Origin of the sequence: Pseudactinotalea sp. HY160, assembly GCF_009372055.1 — a bacterium.
Classification (GTDB): domain Bacteria; phylum Actinomycetota; class Actinomycetes; order Actinomycetales; family Beutenbergiaceae; genus HY158.
The window spans coordinates 1-13,983 of sequence record NZ_WHMT01000022.1 but is presented as its reverse complement, the minus strand read 5'-3'; the positions used below and the strand labels follow the sequence as shown (position 1 = coordinate 13,983).

General features: G+C 68.7%; 11 protein-coding genes and 1 pseudogene. 7 read left to right on the top strand and 5 right to left on the bottom strand.

The window, feature by feature from the left end; all coding sequences use genetic code 11:
- The first annotated feature begins 448 nt into the window (after window positions 1-448).
- Window positions 449-1,693 (top strand): ATP-binding protein, encoded by a 1,245-nt coding sequence (locus GCG21_RS14295; RefSeq protein ID WP_152910355.1) that lies wholly within the window; start codon window positions 449-451, stop codon window positions 1,691-1,693.
- 117 nt (window positions 1,694-1,810) lie between these two features.
- On the top strand, window positions 1,811-2,341 hold the full coding sequence (locus GCG21_RS14290; protein ID WP_152910354.1) for a hypothetical protein: 531 nt from the start codon (window positions 1,811-1,813) through the stop codon (window positions 2,339-2,341).
- Between the two features lie 75 nt (window positions 2,342-2,416).
- Here GCG21_RS14290 and GCG21_RS14285 read toward each other — a convergent pair whose 3' ends face one another.
- Window positions 2,417-3,898, bottom strand: coding sequence for an MFS transporter (locus GCG21_RS14285; RefSeq protein ID WP_152910353.1), 1,482 nt, complete (start codon window positions 3,896-3,898; stop codon window positions 2,417-2,419).
- Between the two features lie 82 nt (window positions 3,899-3,980).
- Here GCG21_RS14285 and GCG21_RS14280 point away from each other — a divergent pair, with 82 nt between their 5' ends.
- Window positions 3,981-4,493, top strand: a complete 513-nt coding sequence (locus GCG21_RS14280; RefSeq protein WP_152910352.1) for a MarR family winged helix-turn-helix transcriptional regulator — start codon at window positions 3,981-3,983, stop codon at window positions 4,491-4,493.
- Window positions 4,494-4,524: 31 nt separating this feature from the next.
- Here GCG21_RS14280 and GCG21_RS14275 read toward each other — a convergent pair whose 3' ends face one another.
- From GCG21_RS14275 to GCG21_RS14260, 4 genes are all read right to left on the bottom strand, one after another.
- Complete coding sequence (locus GCG21_RS14275; RefSeq protein WP_152910351.1) at window positions 4,525-5,403, bottom strand: carbohydrate ABC transporter permease; 879 nt, start codon at window positions 5,401-5,403, stop codon at window positions 4,525-4,527.
- A complete protein-coding gene (locus GCG21_RS14270) occupies window positions 5,396-6,562 on the bottom strand; it encodes a carbohydrate ABC transporter permease (protein WP_152910350.1) in 1,167 nt (388 codons plus the stop codon). The genes GCG21_RS14275 and GCG21_RS14270 overlap by 8 nt, the downstream gene beginning before the upstream one ends.
- Before the next feature lie 96 nt (window positions 6,563-6,658).
- Window positions 6,659-7,915, bottom strand: a complete 1,257-nt coding sequence (locus GCG21_RS14265) for an extracellular solute-binding protein (protein WP_152910349.1) — start codon at window positions 7,913-7,915, stop codon at window positions 6,659-6,661.
- 24 nt (window positions 7,916-7,939) lie between these two features.
- Complete coding sequence (locus tag GCG21_RS14260) at window positions 7,940-8,941, bottom strand: LacI family DNA-binding transcriptional regulator (protein ID WP_152910348.1); 1,002 nt, start codon at window positions 8,939-8,941, stop codon at window positions 7,940-7,942.
- Window positions 8,942-9,110: 169 nt separating this feature from the next.
- Here GCG21_RS14260 and GCG21_RS14255 point away from each other — a divergent pair, with 169 nt between their 5' ends.
- From GCG21_RS14255 to GCG21_RS16825, 4 genes and pseudogenes are all read left to right on the top strand, one after another.
- Entirely contained in the window at window positions 9,111-11,192 is a 2,082-nt protein-coding gene (locus GCG21_RS14255; protein ID WP_152910347.1) for a glycogen debranching N-terminal domain-containing protein, read from the top strand.
- Window positions 11,193-11,268: 76 nt separating this feature from the next.
- A complete protein-coding gene (locus tag GCG21_RS14250; RefSeq protein ID WP_152910346.1) occupies window positions 11,269-11,889 on the top strand; it encodes an NAD(P)-dependent oxidoreductase in 621 nt (206 codons plus the stop codon).
- Between the two features lie 451 nt (window positions 11,890-12,340).
- Window positions 12,341-13,561 carry a Fic family protein gene (locus GCG21_RS14245; protein WP_227993880.1) on the top strand — a complete coding sequence of 407 codons (1,221 nt, stop codon included), beginning with the start codon at window positions 12,341-12,343 and terminating at the stop codon, window positions 13,559-13,561.
- A gap of 35 nt (window positions 13,562-13,596) precedes the next feature.
- A pseudogene (locus GCG21_RS16825) lies at window positions 13,597-13,845 on the top strand (DUF86 domain-containing protein); the annotation flags it as partial.
- Between the last annotated feature and the right edge of the window lie 138 nt (window positions 13,846-13,983).

Genomic DNA, 13,983 nt, shown 5'->3' with positions numbered 1-13,983 from the left:
CCATGCGCGAGGTCCGACACCGTCAGCAGGGTCGTTTGTGGGACCGCATCGATCGTCGAGGCCTCCGGGCTGGTCTGGTCTCCGTGCCGGCCGGGTCGGCCAGTGCCCGCGCGCTACCCGTCGAGACCATGATCGTTGGGGACGGTGCATGACATCGTGTCGCCCCTCGCGGTCGGAGTCGGGCTCACTGTGATCGGCACCGATCATGCGATCCATCTCGAACCCGAGTGGTATCCGGTCGAGGGCAGTTTCAAGCGTCCTCCGACGTGATCCCGGAGCTCGAACAGACGGTCGCGATCTGCTAGCTGGAATGGTCGCGATCTGCTATCTGGAACGGTCGCGATCTGCTAGCTGGAATGGTCGCGATCTGCTAGCTGGATCGTCCACGATCGACCATCTATGCTGGTGGCAGCCCTGCCAACCACGTCTAGAGATTGTGAAGGAATCGATGCCCGCAGAGTATGTCGCGAGGATCGTGGACCGCGAACTCGACACCGAACTCGATACGATGGGCGCCGTCGTCATCGAGGGGCCGAAGGCATGCGGAAAAACCTCGACAGCCCTCCAGCGGGCTGCCTCCTGGATCCACCTGGACCAGGACGTCTCAGCACGCGCCGCGGGACTCGCAGACCCACGGCTGCTTCTCCCCGGACCGACCCCTCACCTTCTGGATGAGTGGCAGACGGTTCCAGGACTCTGGAACGCCGTGCGCCATGAGGTGGACGATCGCGGGCGAACCGGACAATTCATCCTGACCGGATCCTCAACACCCACGGACGACGTGCGCAGGCACAGTGGATCGGGGCGATTCGGACACATCTCGATGCGTACACTTACCTTGTTCGAGTCGTTCCGCCACGGCGGAGTCAGTCTACGAGGGCTGATGCACGACGAGTTCACGCCCGAGCGATGCCCCGTCACGATTACGGACTACGTGGACGCAATCGTGCGCGGCGGCTGGCCCCAGGTCCGCGCTACCTCGGTCGAGACGGCTGCGAGATTCGTTCGCAATTATGTGCGCGATGCCATCGAGGTCGACATTCCCGCGATCACTGGCTCTCGGCGTGACCCCGCTCGCATGCGTCGCTTCTTCACCGCCTACGCCCAGGTCACCTCGCAGACCGCCACGCTCGCCGCCATCGCACGGCGTGTGCGCGGAGGGGAGGGGGAGATGGCGCGCGACACCGCCGACTCCTATCGCAGTGCGGCGGAGCGCCTCCTCCTCGTCGAGGATCTACCTGCGTGGAGCCCCGATCTGCGCTCGCGCACCCGTCTGCTCTCCCTACCCAAGCGCCACTTGGCCGACCCCTCGCTCGCGGTCGCTCTTCTGGGAGCCGACGCTGGCCGCCTGCAACGCGACGGTGAGACGCTTGGATTCCTCTTCGAGTCGTTGGTCACACGCGACCTGCGGGTCTATGCCCAGGCCTGCGACGCGACCGTGAGCCATTACCGTGAACGCGACGGCGACCTCGAATGTGATCTCGTGGTCGAGGAAGCAGACGGCACATGGGCTGGATTTGAAGTCAAACTCGGGCCCGCGGCGATCGATACGGCGGCATCGAATCTGCTCCGGCTGGCATCCACTCGCGTCAAGCGCCCTCCGGCCGCGCTCGTGGTGGTCACGACGGGCCAGTTCGCCTATCAACGGGATGACGGCGTCATAGTGGTCCCTCTCGCGGCCTTGCAGCCATGACCTCCCCCTCGGCCACCGAGGATCCCACCGGCGGATAGCATCGGAGCTCCTTCCCACCACGGCTGCGCCAGGAGCCACCCCGAGGGTGGCCACGGTGAGAAGCGCAACCCGTACACGGTGCAGTCGGGCTCATTCCTCTCCTGCGAGTACGAAATTGACCTGCTTTCCGTCGACTTCGATGGTCGTTACCTCGCCGACCGCATGACCGGCGGGGAGTTCGACAACCTGACTGAGGAGGTCAAGGTGAGCCGCGCGGGGTCGGTGCTCGAGTCCAGGAGCACGATGCGGAACCCCTCGGGCGGCGGCTTGATGCCGCGTTCGGCAGCCAACGTCGACCGATGCAGCTACGCCCCCTTGCGCACCTGGTTGTGGCGATCACCCTCCCAGATTATCGGCGAGTCCGTCGATGAACATGGCACCCGAGTCGCCGTCGAGCTACCCGATGGCACCATCGCGGCGGTCAGGCCACACACGTGGGAGATCACCCGCCCCATGATCGAGAACGGTCGCCTGTGCCACGAGACGGTGGGCACCTACACCCATGCAGATCATCCGGCTGGCCAGGCGCGTAGTAGGGCTTCACATCACGGAAGTGAACGCGGCACTGCGCACCGTCCTCCAGGGGCTTGGCGTACCTCGCCGCAATGAGGCCACCCGAGGAGTGCCCGCTACGCTCGAGACCGTCACGAGGTCGACATGCGATGTTGGCGTCGCGGCGGATGGTCAGCTGCGGGCGGGCTCCGGGGAGCCCGCTTTCCGGATGGGGAGTTCCTGTTCCGCGCCGGGACCGGGGACCGCCCGTCGCCCGGCCTCGCGCGGAACGAGCAGGGTGATCGCCGCCCCGGCGAGCGCGGCGACCGCGCCCACGAGGAAGCACAGTTGGAAGGCGCCGCTCGTCGGAATCGACGGCCCGCCGGGGGCCAGCTCCTGCAACTGGCTGGTGAGCAGCGCCGCCATGACGGCGCCCGCGGTGGTCGTGCCGATCGCGCGCATGAGGCTGTTGACGCCGACTCCCGAGCCCGCCTCGCCGGCGGGAACGTTGTCGAGGATGAGTGTGGGCATCGCGGCGTATCCGATCCCCACCCCGGAACAGGCGACGATCGTGGCGAGCATGAGCTGCCACGGCGATCCCATGAGGAACAGCGCCATGAAATAGCCCGCCGAGAGGACCACGGCCCCCACCGCGAGCGTGATCCGGGCGCCGTATCGGCGGATCATTCGGCTCGAGACCGGAGCCATGGCCATCATCATGAGGCCGCCGGGGGCCATCCACAGCCCAACGGCCAGGATGCTCTGGCCGAGTCCATAGCCGGTCGCCTCGGGCGCCTGCAGCAGCTGCGGCACCACGATGCTCTGGGCCATCATCCCGAAGCCGATGAGCACGGCGGCGGTGTTGGTGAACAGCACGGGCCGCAGCGCCATCGTGCGCAAGTCGACCAGCGCGCTGCGCCGTCGCAGCTCGTAGACGCCCCACGCGAGGAGCACGGCGAGTCCGCCGCCGATGCAGCCCCAGGTCGTCGCAGAGCCCCACCCCCATCCCGATCCCTTCGACACACCGACGAGCAGGACGGCCAGGCCGACGCTCAGACCGAGGATCCCCACGCCGTCCAGACGCCCCGACCGGGCCGAGCCCGTGGCGGGCACCAGCAGCCACGAGAAGGCGAGCACGAGGACCGCCAGGGCCGCCGACACCCAGAAGAGGCCGTGCCAGGAATACGACTGGGCGATCCATGCCGCCAGCGGCAGCCCGAGCGCGCCGCCCACGCCGAGGGTGGCGCTCACCGCGGCGACCGCGCCGGTGCGCAGGTGCGGCGGGGCCACCTCGCGCACGAGCGAGATCGCCACCGGGATGTATCCCATCGCCGCCCCCTGGAGGGCTCGCCCCACGAGCACCGGCGCGAGGGTCGAGGAGAGGGCCGTGATGAGCGAGCCGACGAGCAGGACGGCCGCCGAGGTCACGAGCACGTGCTTCTTGCCGTACATGTCGGCGAGGCGGCCGGCCACGGGCATCGCGATGGCTCCCGCGAGCAGCGTCACGGTCACGACCCAGGAGGCGTTGCTCGCGCTCGTCGACAGCAGTGCCGGCAGCTCCGACTGGATCGGGATGACGAGCGACTGCATGAGCGCTCCGGCCATGCTGCCGAAGCACAGGACCGCGATGACGAGGGAGGAGGGCCGGGTGGCGGATTGGGTGCGTGACCCCATGAAGATCCTTACAGTATGTAACCTACATAGAACCGTGGATAAGGTAGCCCCACGCGAAGCCGCACGTCAACACGGAGGAACGATGGTCACGAACGCAGCCGGAGCGGGCCCCGGCACGCCCACGCCCCAGACCCTCTTCGACGCGCACCCCGGCCGGCACGTCGCCGCGGAGTTCCACCGCCTCGACGCCACCCGGCGGGTGGTCGAGCGGCAGGCATCGCTCACCCGGGCCGAGCGGCGCCTGCTCTGGCTGCTGGCCGACGGGCGACCACGCACCTTCCGGGAGATCGCCGAGGAGCTCGGGCTCGAACAGTCGACGGTCAACCGGCAGGTCAACGGGGCCGCCGCCGACGGCCTCGTCGAGTCGATCGAGATCCGCCCCCGGCAGGTCCGGCCGAGCGATGCGGGGCTGCGCTCGTTCACCGGGTCCATCTCGCACCAGCTCGACACCTACGAGGCGGCGCTCGCCCGGTTCGACCCGGCCGACCGGGAGAACTTCACCTCGCTGCTCGGGCAATTCGTGGCGCACTACGCCGAGGCGGCCGCCGATGCCGAAGCGGCCCGCGACCACCCACCCCGCGCCCCCGGGGCGTGAGCCGGGCGGCCGCCCATTCCACCCATTCCGCCTATTCCTTGACCGCCCCGCTCGAGACGTTCATGATCCGCTTCTGGAAGACGAAGAACGCGACGGCCACCGGAATGGTCATGATGGCCGCGGCGGCGAGCTTGATCGGATACTGCGTGCCCGCGGACAGCGCACCCGAGGAGAGTTGGGCGACCCCTTTCGTCAGAGTGAACAGGTCCGGCCTGTCGGAGGCGATGATGAAGTGCGACAACTCGTTCCACGACCCCTGGAACGAGAGGATGACGATGGTGATGATCGCAGGCCGCGCCATCGGCAGGACCACCGACCAGAAGATTCGAAACGTGCTGGCGCCGTCGATGCGGGCGGCCTCCTCCACGCTCACGGGGATGGACTCGAAGAAGTTCTTGATGATGAAGATGCCCGCGGCGTCCACGAGCAGCGGGATGATGAGGGCCGCGTACGTGTTGTAGATGTTCAGTTGCTTGAGCACCAGGAACTTCGGGATGAGGAGCACCACGCTCGGCACGGCCATGATGGCCACGAGCGTGGCGAACACCGTGCCCCGGCCGGGGAAGCGGAGCCGTGCCAGCGCGTAGCCGGCCAGGGCGTCGAAGAACACCCGGCCCACGGTGACGACCACGGCCACGATCGCGGAGTTCCTGAACCACAGCGGGAAGTCGGACGCGGAGAAGAGTCGCTGATAGGCGGCGACCGTCCACGTGTGGGGCAGTCCGAGTGGATTGGCCACCGCCTCGGGCTGCGACTTGAACGACGTCAATACGTTGACGACGAACGGATAGATGTAGATCACGGCGAGCACGATGAGCACGAGCGTGGCGATATAGGTGCCCAGATGCGGGCGCAGACTCCAGCCCGCGTGCTGCTGCTGGTGCGAGCGAGGCGCAACGACGTCAGACATGACCGTCCTCCTCCGTGCCGGGGGCCTTCGACTGCTTCTTGCGGTCGGCGATCGTGGTCCCGTCGCCGAACACGAACCGGTGCCGTCGGGGCACGGTGGTGTGCTCGCGCAGGGTCGCGCGTTGCACGATCGTCATGATGACGATGATCGCGAAGAGGATGAACGCGATCGCGGCGCCTTCGCCCCAGTGCTGCCGCTCGAAGGAGGCCTCATAGGAGAGATACGCGGGGGTCAGCGTGGTCTTGGCGGGGGCACCCTTCGTGCCGGTGTAGATCTGGTCGAACACCTGCCACGTGCCGATCAGGCCGAGCGTGATCACCGTGAACAGGGTCGGGCGCAGCATCGGGACCGTGACCCGGCTGAAGCGCTGCCAGGCCGTGGCGCCATCGACGCGCGACGCGTCATCGATCTCCTCCCCGATGCTCTGCAGCGCCGCGATGAACAGCAGCATGAACGTGCCGGAGGTCGTGAAGATGGCCATGATGATGAACACCGTCATCGCCACGCTCGGCCCGGCGATCCACTCCCACCACGACAGACCCAGCAGCGGACTCGCCTGGAGGGCGGCGGGGCTGTGATCGACGCCGAAGGCCCCGAGGAGGAGGTGCACCAGGCCGCGCGGTTCGGACATCCAGTTGGGGCCGTCGACGCTCAGGTACGACAGCGCCTTGTTCACGGCGCCCTCCGGGGAGAAGAGGAACAAGAACAGGACGGTGATCGCCACCGAGCTCGTGACCGACGGGAAGTAGAACGCGGTCCGGAAGAATCCGCGAGCGCGCAGCAGCCGCCGGTTCACCATGACCGCCAGGCTCAGCGACAGGGCCGTCTGGATCGGCACGACGAGGATCACGTAGTAGACGTTGTTCCGCAGCGAGACCGCGAAGTCCTTCTCTGCGAGCCCTCCCTGCGTCGTCAGGGTGGCGTAGTTGTCGGCCCCGACGAACGAGACGTTCGAACTGAAGGGGCTGCCGCGGCCGCTCCAGTCGGACACGCTCACCCACGCGGCCATGATGATCGGCAGCACGAGGAACAGCAGCAGCAGCACGACCGCGGGGGCGATGAAGATCCACCCGGAGATCGCCTGGGGCCGGTTTCGTTTCGACCACGCTCCCGGGGTGCGGATCCTGCCGCTTCTCGTGGAGCCATGCGCATCGCTCATGTCGAGACCCCTTCCTGCCGTGCGCGCGATCCGCACGGCGCCGAGGCTGCGGGCCGGGCCGATCGGCTCACCGAGGGGCCCGGCAACCGGGGATGGCTAATCCAGTGTCGCGGCCAGGTTCTGTTGCACCGACTTGAGGATCTGCGCGGGGTCGGCGCCGGGAAGTCCCTGCAGCTGCGAGTTGAAGTCGGAGATGACGACGGATGCGCCTTCGTTCACCGGACCCGACTCGGCGTAGTCAGCGCCGGCGATGAAGGCCGCCTGGTCGGGGAACTCCTTCGCCCACTGGTCGCGAACCGACTGGATCGAGGGCATGACGCCGAACGCCTTCGCGAAGGCCATCTGTTGATCGGCGCTGGTGAGGAACTCGACGAACTTCGTGGCATCGGCGACGTCACCGCCCGTCGCCACGCCCCAGCAGTTCGTGAACAGCAACGTGCCCTTCCCCGCCGGGCCGGCGGGGAGCTCGACCACCTTGTAGTTGATCTTGGGATAGTCGCTGGCCATCGCGCCGACGATCCAGTTGCCCTCGATCACCATCGCTGCCTTGCCGATTCCGAGCGCCTCACCGCCCCACCCGGCGCCGAGGTCGGCCGCGAACTTGGCGTTGCCGCTCTCGAGCAGGCTCTGGACGTACTTCAGGGCCTTGAGGTTCTCGGGGGAATCGACGGTGGCCTTGGTGCCGTCGTCGTTGACCAGGGACCCGCCCGCCTCGGCCATGAAGGCGCCGATTCGCGCCCATTCGGGGGTGAAACTCAGGCCGGCGTGATCACTCGTCGTCAGCTTCGCCGCGACGTTCGACAGGTCGTCCCAGGTCGTGGGGATGTCGCTGTCGGTCAGCCCGGCGTCCTTCCACATGTCCGTGTTGATCACGAGCGCGAGAGTGGAGAAGTCCTTCGGAGCGCAGTAGGTCGTGCCGCCGACGGTGAACGCGGAGACCAGGTTCGGGTAGAAGTCCGCGGTGTTGTCGAGCTTGTCGAAGTACGCGGCGAGCGAGCCGTTGTTGGCATAGGCGGCGACCTGGTCGGTGCTCAGGTAGAACAGGTCGGGCGGCGAGCTTGCCGCGAAACCCTGACTCAGCTGCTGGTTGAGGTCGGCGGCCACCTGCACGGTGACATCCACGCCGGAGCTCTTGGACCAGGTGGCCGCGGCGTCCTTGACGGCCTTCGTCTCGGCCTCACCGGATGAACCGATGAGGAGCGTGAGCGAGCCACCGCCCGAGCCGCTCGAACCCTCCGTGGCACCGCCGCCGCCGTTGTCGTCGTCGAACCCTCCCCCGCCGCCGCAGGCGGTCAGGGCGAGCGCGCCGGCGCTCACGAGGGTCAGGGTCGAGAGCCATGTTCGTGTCTTCATCTTTCTCTCCGTTCGGGTGATAGCTCAGCCGCCGGACTGGACCGGGGATGTTGACGAACGTCGGGTGAGGCTGGGTTCGATGAGCGCGTTGGGCATCGTCGGGTGGATGAGCCGTTCGAGGACGGCGTCCGCGACCCGGGTCAGTGGCTGGGCGATCGAGGTGAGGCCGATCGCGTGGGCGACCGGGGAGTCGTCGAACCCGACGATCGACGTCGACAGCCCGAGTTCGGATCGTGCGGTCATGGCTCCCAGGGCGACGATGTCGGAGACGCACACGACGGCCGTCACGGCCGATAGCAGATCGCGCGCGGCCGCCGTTGCCGCATCGGTCGCGTTCTCGCACGCGCGGTGCCAGGGTGACGCCTCGCCGGGCCGGACCCCGCGGGCGAGGAGGGCGTAGCGCCATCCGTGGAATCGGTCGTCACCCACCCCGGAGCCCTGGGGCCATCCCAGGAAGCCGATCCGCCGGTGGCCCAGTTCCCACAGGTGGCCGACCGCGAGCGCGACCCCCGCCGCGCCGTCGACATCGACCCACGGATGCGGGGATGCGGCGTCCGTCCATGCCCGGCCGAAGGTGACGTACGGTGTCGAGGACTTCGAGAGCCAATTCCCGCGCGGATCGTCTCGATGGGTGTTCGTGACGGCGAATCCGTCGAGGTCGGCCTGCAGGCGCAACTTCCGATAGTGGGCGATCTCATCCAGGTCGTCGACGGTCGCGAACAGCAGGATCCGGTAGCCGTGGGCCTGGGCGGCGGAGGCGAGGGCGTGAATGAAGCGGTCCCCGATCGGGTCCGGGCTCGAGGCCCGGGTGGTCCGCAGCCCGTACCCGAAGACGCGGGATCGACCCGTCTTGAGCTGGCGAGCGGCGAGGGAGGGGTGGTAGTCGAGCTGCTCGACGGCGGCCAACACCCGATCGCGGGTGTCGGGCCGGACCACCTGGGGGCAGTTGAGCGTGTTCGACACGGTCTGACGGGAGACCCCCGCCGCAGCAGCGACCGTGGCCACAGTGACGCGTGGAGCAACCATGCTCTGCCTCCTTGCTCGCCCGTCGCCGAACCGGACACCGCCCCCCGACCGTGGGGTCGGGAGAGCGGGTCGTTTTCGTCTGCCGTTGCGATGGCCAGTCGCCGGTTTGAACGCTCAAACTAGTTCTATGGTCCGAACCCGATCCACCGACTGTCAAGAGGAGAGCCCCATGCCGTTACAACCACTTCTTCACGACCGGCTCGCGGTGCTCGAGGCGCCGATGCAGGCGTGGTCGGGTCCGGACGGGCAGATCGGCCCGGGAGGGCACGTGGACGGCGTGTACTGCGCCGACACCCGGGTCCTGAACGAGGCCCGGCTCGAGATCGGCACCGACGGGGTGGGTGCGGAACCCGAACACGTCTTCTCGACGATCGAGGGGGCCGACCGGGCGCGGATCGTCTACGTGCCACGGAATATCGACGGTCCCGGAGCGGATCCCGAGGTCCGATGCGACCGCATCAGGTCGGTCTCACGGCGAACAGTCGAGGAGCGGATCGTGCTCAGCTCGGCGCTGCCGGAGGATCTCGAGGCCGTGGTCACGATCCACCTGGCCACCGACCTGGCCGACATGTCGCTGGTCAAGCAGGGGCGGGGCGGCCCGCCGGTTCGCCCGGAACCCGCGACCGACGGCGAGGTCGCCTGGCGGCGGGACGGGTTGATCGTGGCCGTCGACTGCCCGGGTGCCACCCTCGAACGCTCCGAGGTCGGCGCGGTGGCCACGTGGCGCGTTCGGATACCGGCGCGAGGCGAGACGGGCATCACGTGGGCCGTCCGCGCCGACGATGCTCGATCCGTCGTGACGGCGCCGGCCTGGATGCCGCCGCTCGCGGCCACGGTCGAGGGCCCGGACCACCGCCTGGCGCGACTGCTGAGCACCTCCCTCGAGGATCTCTCCGGGCTGGTCATGTCGACCCGAGACGCGCCGAACGACGTCTTCGTCGCCGCCGGCGCCCCATGGTTCTTCACCCTCTTCGGCCGCGACAGCCTCTGGACCGCCCGGATGCTGCTGCCGCTGGGCACGGAATTGGCGGGGGGCACGCTGCGGACCCTCGCCCGCCGGCAGGGCACGCGAGACGACCCGGCCACGGCCGAGCAGCCGGGAAAGATCATGCACGAGATCCGGGCGGCGAGCCAGCACCTCGACACCGGTGCGCAGCTGCCGAGTGAGTACTACGGAACGATCGACGCGACGAGCCTGTGGATCAACCTGCTGGTCGATGCGTGGCGCTGGGGGATGCCGAGCGAGGAGATCGAGCCGCTACTGGGAAACCTCGAGGCGGCCCTGGCATGGCAGGTCGACCACGGGGATGCGGACGGCGACTCCTTCCTGGAGTACTTCGACGAGTCCGGCACCGGCCTGGCGAACCAGGGGTGGAAGGATTCCGCCGATTCGGTGCGGTTCCGGGACGGCACGCTCGCCGACGGCGCCGTCGCACTCGTCGAGGTCCAGGGATACGCCTACGAGGCGGCCGTCGGAGGGGCGCAGTTGCTCGAGGCGTTCGGGCGGGACGGAACCCGTTGGCGCACGTGGGCCGAGGGATTGAGGCGCTGTTTCAACGAACAGTTCTGGGTCGAGGACGCCCGGGGGCGCTACCCGGCCATCGCGCTCGACGGCGCGAAGCGCCCCGTCGACTCCCTGACCTCGAATATCGGTCATCTCATCGGCACCGGCATCCTGAGCCCGGCCGACGAGCAGGCGGTCGCCGACCGGCTCCTCGGGCCGGAGCTGGCCGCTCCCACCGGGCTGCGGACCCTCGCGCAGGGGCAGGGGGGCTTCTGGCCACTGAGCTATCACGGCGGCAGCATCTGGTCTCACGACACGGCGATTGCGGTGATGAACCTGTCCCGGGCCGGCTTCACGCTGCATGCAGCGGAATTGGCGACCCTGCTGCTGAGCGCCGCACCCGCCTTCGACTACCGCCTTCCCGAGCTGTTCTCGGGGGAAGGGCGGCCGGTGCCGTACCCGGCCTCGTGCCGCCCGCAGGCGTGGGCGGCCGCCGCGGGGGTGGTGCTGGCGACCGCGCCGTGGGGTCTCGTGCCCGACGTGCCACACGGGACCATCAGGATGGTCGGCAGCCACGGCGGCCACGGCGGCGCCGTGGCATCGCGCGTGGCCGGCCTGCGCGTCGGCGGCCGCGCCCTGACCCTCACGGCGGCAGGCGGTGACGACCGGGCGCTTCGGGTCGAGTGCGACCCGGCCGTGCGGGTCATCGCCACCGCGCCCCGGCCGGCGAGGCCCCGGTCGAGCTGACCCCATGCGCCCGGAAGAAATCGCGGCGTCGACCTGTTCGTGTGGGTGAACGATCCATCCACACGCGGAGACACGCATGAGCGCCATCACCATCTACGGAACGACCGGCATGATCGGTCGGGACATCACCCGGGAGGCGGCGCGGCGGGGGCACTCGGTCACCGGCGTCTCGCGGCATGCGCCCGAGAATCCGGTCGAGGGCGTCACGTACGAGCGCGGCGACCTGGCCGACACCGGCGACTTCGTGCGGCGCGCGGCCGGCAGTGACGTCGTGGTGGTGTCCGTGCCGCCGGATCGCACGGGCGGCCCGCACGAGCCGTACCTGCAGGCCCACCGGGGCATCATCGCGGCGGCGCCCTCGGCGCGGCTGGTCGTCCTCGGCGGTGCGGGCAGCCTGCGCGGTGAGGACGGTGCGCGCCTCGTCGACTCCCCCGGGTTTCCCGAGGCGTACGTCAAGGAGTCGCGCACGGCCTCGCAGGTGCTCGAGTTGTATCGTGCGGACGGCGCCCGGCTCGATTGGGTGATCGTGTCGCCTTCGCCCGAGATCGGTCCGGGCGAGGCGAGCGCCGAGCGGCGCATCGGGGGCGACGAGCCGGTGGGCGACTACGTCAGTTCCGGGACGCTGGCCGCCGCGGTGCTGGACGAGATCGAGGAGCCGTCCGTGCGCAACGCCCGCTTCACGGTCGCGAACGCCTGACGCCTGCGGACCGCAGGACGACCCGCGGGCCCGGGGGCCGACGTCCCGGCCCGTATCGGAACGTCACTCCAGGAGCCGCGCCCGGCCGCTCCGATGGTCGAGGCGTCGCGCGCGAACTGGAAGTACAGGATCGACATACTTACACTTAGCCCTTAAGTGTAAGTAAACTGATCTCATGCTGAAGCGTCCGTCCGACGAGCCGCTGCCGGTCCCTGCCACGGGTGACGAAGAGCACGAGTGGCTTGCGGAGCCGGACGGGATGACGTCACGGGCGCGTCTACGGGCGGGATCGGGCCTCTATTCATCGAGCGTGCCGCCTTCTCTGATCGACTATCGTCCGGCGATCGCAGCTGATCTCACCGCAGAAATCGAGGAGGCGGCCACCGATCTCACGCGGTTCGACAGGTATGCCGCAGCCACTCTCGGCGCATCGAGTCCGACGCTCGGTCCGATGAGTGCCGTGCTCCTTCGCAGCGAATCGTCCTTCTCCTCCCAGATCGAGAACCTCACTGTGAGCGCCCGGCAGTTGGCGATGGCGGAGGTGGACCAGTCCACCAGCGCCAATGCGGCGCTCGTTGTGGCGAACGTGCGGGCCATGGAGGCCGCTCTCGATCTCGCGGACCGGCTCGACGTGGATGCCATCCTGCGAATGCATGCCGCGCTCATGGCGCGACAACCAGGCTGGGAGGACCACGCTGGACGATTCCGTCGCCAGTTGGTGTGGATCGGCACGTCCTCGGTCAGCCCGCGGGGCGCGGCGCACGTGGCGCCACAGCCGGAGCTGGTGCCCGGCGCGATCGCCGATCTCATGCACTTCGTCGATCGCGCCGACCTGCCGGTCATCGCCCAGGCGGCGATCGCCCACGCGCAGTTCGAGACGATCCACCCGTTCACCGACGGTAACGGCCGCACGGGACGCGCCCTCGTGCACGCCATGCTGCGCGCCGCGGGGATCCTGCAGAGCACGACGGCGCCGATCTCGGCCGGCCTTCTCACGGACACGGCCGGCTACTTCGACGCGCTCACGAGCTTCCGGGAGGGCGATGCCCGGCCGATCGTCGAACGGTTCGCCCTGGCTGGCCGCTACGCGGCCACCACCGGCACCCGCCTCATCGACGACCTCGCCGGACAGATCGACGCCGCCCGTGACATGCTCGCCGGACTCCGCACGAACGCGAGCGCCTGGTCGGTACTGCCCCATCTCATCGCCCATCCGGTCGTCACCAGCACGTTCCTGGTCACCCGGCTCGGCCTGAACGAGGTGACGGCGCAGCGCGCCCTGGGCCAACTGACCGAACGCGGCGTACTCGCCGAACGCACGGGCTTCCGCCGCAACCGCGTGTGGCAACACGACGGCATCCTCGGCGTGCTCGAGGACTACGGGCAGCGGCTGCATCACCCCTCGCATCTCGTTGCCGAGATGCGAGGCGACATCGTCGCGCTGGCGGCTCGACACCACGCCACGAATGTTCGGGTGTTCGGCTCTGTCGCCACGGCAACCGACAACACCCACTCCGATCTGGACCTCCTTGTCCACTTCACCGACGATGCGACCCTCTATGACCAGGTCGGTCTGACTCGGGCCTTGGAGACTCTTCTCGGCGTCCGGGTCGATGTCATCTCCGACGGCGCCCGCGGTGTCGAGCGGATCCAGGGCGTCGTGCCGCTGTGAGTGGAGCCGACAGCACGGCGCGGACACTGGGCGACATGCTGCAGTTCGCGGCCGAGGTCGAGCAGTACGTCACCCTGCTGGGCGAGCAGAACTTCTACGCTCACCGGCCGACGCAGTTGGTGGCCGAAGCGCTCCTCCACCGCCTCGGTGAGGCTGTCGCTCGACTCGACCGAGACTCCCCTGCCTTCATCGATGCCCATCCCGAGATCGAGTGGGCGAACATCAAGGGCATGCACAACGTCGTCGCCCACGAGTACGGGTTCGTCGACTATCGAATCGTATGGCGGGCATTATCGGCTCTTCACAATCCAGGGTGTAGTTGGGGTCTGAATCCGCCGGCCTCGAGTAGTGATCTGGCGATGTAGTTGGTGAGGTTGCGGAAGCCGAGGGCGGAGCCGCGGAGGTGTTCGAGGCGCCCGTTG

Excerpts from the sequence above, each read along its gene's own strand:
- GCG21_RS14280 (WP_152910352.1), top strand. The coding sequence starts at position 3,981 with ATGGTCACGAACGCAGCCGGAGCGGGCCCCGGCACGCCCACGCCCCAG.
- GCG21_RS14255 (WP_152910347.1), top strand. The coding sequence starts at position 9,111 with ATGCCGTTACAACCACTTCTTCACGACCGGCTCGCGGTGCTCGAGGCG.
- GCG21_RS14295 (WP_152910355.1), top strand. The coding sequence starts at position 449 with ATGCCCGCAGAGTATGTCGCGAGGATCGTGGACCGCGAACTCGACACC.
- GCG21_RS14270 (WP_152910350.1), bottom strand. The coding sequence starts at position 6,562 with ATGAGCGATGCGCATGGCTCCACGAGAAGCGGCAGGATCCGCACCCCG.
- GCG21_RS14265 (WP_152910349.1), bottom strand. The coding sequence starts at position 7,915 with ATGAAGACACGAACATGGCTCTCGACCCTGACCCTCGTGAGCGCCGGC.
- GCG21_RS14275 (WP_152910351.1), bottom strand. The coding sequence starts at position 5,403 with ATGTCTGACGTCGTTGCGCCTCGCTCGCACCAGCAGCAGCACGCGGGC.
- GCG21_RS14245 (WP_227993880.1), top strand. The coding sequence starts at position 12,341 with ATGAGTGCCGTGCTCCTTCGCAGCGAATCGTCCTTCTCCTCCCAGATC.
- GCG21_RS14260 (WP_152910348.1), bottom strand. The coding sequence starts at position 8,941 with ATGGTTGCTCCACGCGTCACTGTGGCCACGGTCGCTGCTGCGGCGGGG.
- GCG21_RS14250 (WP_152910346.1), top strand. The coding sequence starts at position 11,269 with ATGAGCGCCATCACCATCTACGGAACGACCGGCATGATCGGTCGGGAC.
- GCG21_RS14285 (WP_152910353.1), bottom strand. The coding sequence starts at position 3,898 with ATGGGGTCACGCACCCAATCCGCCACCCGGCCCTCCTCCCTCGTCATC.